This window comes from Actinomadura scrupuli (assembly GCF_050971785.1).
Lineage (GTDB): Bacteria > Actinomycetota > Actinomycetes > Streptosporangiales > Streptosporangiaceae > Actinomadura_E > Actinomadura_E scrupuli.
Genome location: NZ_JBPCCU010000024.1, coordinates 1,457 through 4,791 on the forward strand (window position 1 = coordinate 1,457; position 3,335 = coordinate 4,791).

Sequence of the window (3,335 nt, forward strand, 5' to 3'; positions counted from 1 at the left end):
TAGGTTGTGCGGGACCGTCCTTGCATCAAACGCCGTCTGCTCTTGTGGGTTGGGTGGTTGTGATGTGTGTGGGTGGTGCTGTCTGTTGTTTGAGAACTGCACAGTGGACGCGAGCATCTTTGTATCGCTGATGTATTCACCCTTTTCATGATCTCTTTCGGGGGGTTGTGGGGGGTGGGTTGTTTGGTGTTCAAGTTTTTAAGGGCACACGGTGGATGCCTTGGCATCAGGAGCCGATGAAGGACGTGGGAGCCTGCGATATGCCTCGGGGAGTCGGCAACCAGACTTTGATCCGGGGATTTCCGAATGGGGAAACCTGGCACCCGTCATGGGGTGTCGCCGCCGTCTGAATGAAATAGGGCGGTTGGTGGGAACGCGGGGAAGTGAAACATCTCAGTACCCGCTGGAAGAGAAAACAATAGTGATTCCGCGAGTAGTGGTGAGCGAAAGCGGAGGAGGCTAAACCGGGTGTGTGTGATAGCCGGCAGGCGTTGCGCATCCGGGGTTGTGGGACCCCCCTACCTTTGCTGCCGTGAGGGTGAGGAGTTATAAAGCGTTTGTGTAGCCGAACAGTCTGGGAAGGCTGACCGTAGACGGTGAGAGTCCGGTAGGTGAAACGCAGGCGTCTTCTGGGGGTGTTCCCGAGTAGCACGGGGCCCGTGAAATCCCGTGTGAATCTGCCAGGACCACCTGGTAAGCCTAAATACTTCCTGGTGACCGATAGCGGACGAGTACCGTGAGGGAAAGGTGAAAAGTGCCCCGGTGAGGGGTCGTGAAATAGTACCTGAAACCGTGTGCCTACAAGCCGTCAGAGCCTCCTGGACCCTTTCGGGGGTTTCTTGGTGATGGCGTGCCTTTTGAAGAATGAGCCTGCGAGTTATGGTGTGTGGCGAGGTTAACCCGTGTGGGGTAGCCGTAGCGAAAGCGAGTCTGAAGAGGGCGTTTTTAGTCGCATGCTGTAGACCCGAAGCGGAGTGATCTAGCCATGGGCAGGTTGAAGCGCCGGTAAGACGGTGTGGAGGACCGAACCCACCAGGGTTGAAAACCTGGGGGATGACCTGTGGTTAGGGGTGAAAGGCCAATCAAACTCCGTGATAGCTGGTTCTCCCCGAAATGCATTTAGGTGCAGCGTCGTGTGTTTCTTGCCGGAGGTAGAGCTACTGGTTGGCTGATGGGCCCTACAAGGTTACTGACGTCAGCCAAACTCCGAATGCCGGTAAGTGAGAGCGCGGCAGTGAGACTGCGGGCGATAAGGTTCGTAGTCGAGAGGGAAACAGCCCAGATCATCGGTTAAGGCCCCTAAGCGTGTGCTAAGTGGGAAAGGATGTGGAGTCGCAGTGACAACCAGGAGGTTGGCTTAGAAGCAGCCATCCTTGAAAGAGTGCGTAATAGCTCACTGGTCAAGTGATTCCGCGCCGACAATGTAGCGGGGCTCAAGCACACCGCCGAAGCCGTGGCATCCCAACAAAACCCAGGCGGGGTTTCCTCGTCCAGGGGTTGGGGTGGGTAGGGGAGCGTCGTGTCACCGGTGAAGCAGCGGCGTGAGCCAGTTGTGGAGGTGACACGAGTGAGAATGCAGGCATGAGTAGCGAATGAGGGGTGAGAAACCCCTCCGCCGGATGACCAAGGGTTCCTGGGGCAGGCTAATCCGCCCAGGGTAAGTCGGGACCTAAGGCGAGGCCGACAGGCGTAGTCGATGGACAACGGGTTGATATTCCCGTACCCGCTGTCACGCGCCCATATCGAACCTCCGGATACTAAGACCAGCAAACCCTGCGGTGCCGGGCCTTCGGGCCTGTCCGTGGGGGGAGTGGTCGGCCTGATGGGGTAGTAGGTAAGCGATGGGGTGACGCAGGAGGGTAGCTCAGCCCAGGCGATGGTAGTCCTGGGGTAAGCATGTAGCCCGCGCCATAGGCAAATCCGTGGCGCATGAGGGTGAGATGTGATGCCGAGCCATTGTGGTGAAGTGAGTGATCCCATGCTGCCGAGAAAAGCCTCTAGCGATGTGTGACGGCGGCCCGTACCCTAAACCGACTCAGGTGGTCAGGTAGAGAATACTAAGGCGATCGGGTGAACTGTGGTTAAGGAACTCGGCAAATTGCCCCCGTAACTTCGGGAGAAGGGGGGCCATGCCCGGTGATCCGCCGTGCGCGGTGAGCGGGGTGTGGCCGCAGATACCAGGGGGAAGCGACTGTTTACTAAAAACACAGGTCCGTGCGAAGTCGTAAGACGCTGTATACGGACTGACGCCTGCCCGGTGCCGGAACGTTAAGAGGACCGGTCAACCCTTTGGGGTGAAGCTGAGAATCTAAGCGCCGGTAAACGGCGGTGGTAACTATAACCATCCTAAGGTAGCGAAATTCCTTGTCGGGTAAGTTCCGACCTGCACGAATGGCGTAACGACTTCCCCACTGTCTCAACCACAGACCCGGCGAAATTGCAGTACGAGTAAAGATGCTCGTTTCGCGCAGCAGGACGGAAAGACCCCGGGACCTTCACTACAGCTTGGCATTGGCGTTTGGAGCGTCTTGTGTAGGATAGGTGGGAGACTGTGAAGCTCACACGCCAGTGTGGGTGGAGTCATTGGTGAAATACCACTCTGGTCGTTTCGAGCGTCTAACCCGCACCCGTGAATCCGGGTGGGGGACAGTGCCTGGTGGGTAGTTTAACTGGGGCGGTTGCCTCCTAAAAGGTAACGGAGGCGCCCAAAGGTTCCCTCAGCCTGGTTGGTAATCAGGTGGCGAGTGCAAGGGCACAAGGGAGCTTGACTGTGAGACGGACATGTCGAGCAGGTGCGAAAGCAGGGCCTAGTGATCCGGCGGTGGCATGTGGAAGCGCCGTCGCTCAACGGCTAAAAGGTACCCCGGGGATAACAGGCTGATCTTCCCCAAGAGTCCATATCGACGGGATGGTTTGGCACCTCGATGTCGGCTCGTCGCATCCTGGGGCTGGAGTAGGTCCCAAGGGTTGGGCTGTTCGCCCATTAAAGCGGCACGCGAGCTGGGTTTAGAACGTCGCGAGACAGTTCGGTCCCTATCCGCTGCGCGCGCAGGAGATTTGAGAGGGTCTGTCCCTAGTACGAGAGGACCGGGACGGACGAACCTCTGGTGTGCCAGTTGTCATGCCAATGGCACGGCTGGTTGGCTACGTTCGGACGGGATAACCGCTGAAAGCATCTAAGCGGGAAGCCTTCCTCGAGATGAGATCTCCCACCCCCTTCGAGGGGTGTAAGGCCCCCAGCTAGACCACTGGGTTGATAGGCCAGAAATGGAAGCACCGTAAGGTGTGGAGTTGACTGGTACTAATAGGCCGAGCGGCTTGAACACACCACAAAC

1 rRNA gene is annotated in these 3,335 nt (G+C 57.8%); it reads left to right on the forward strand.

The features are described from left to right. The first annotated feature begins 188 nt into the window (after window positions 1-188). Window positions 189-3,326: ribosomal RNA gene (locus ACRYCC_RS43960) — 23S ribosomal RNA — on the forward strand. The last annotated feature ends 9 nt before the right edge of the window (window positions 3,327-3,335 follow it).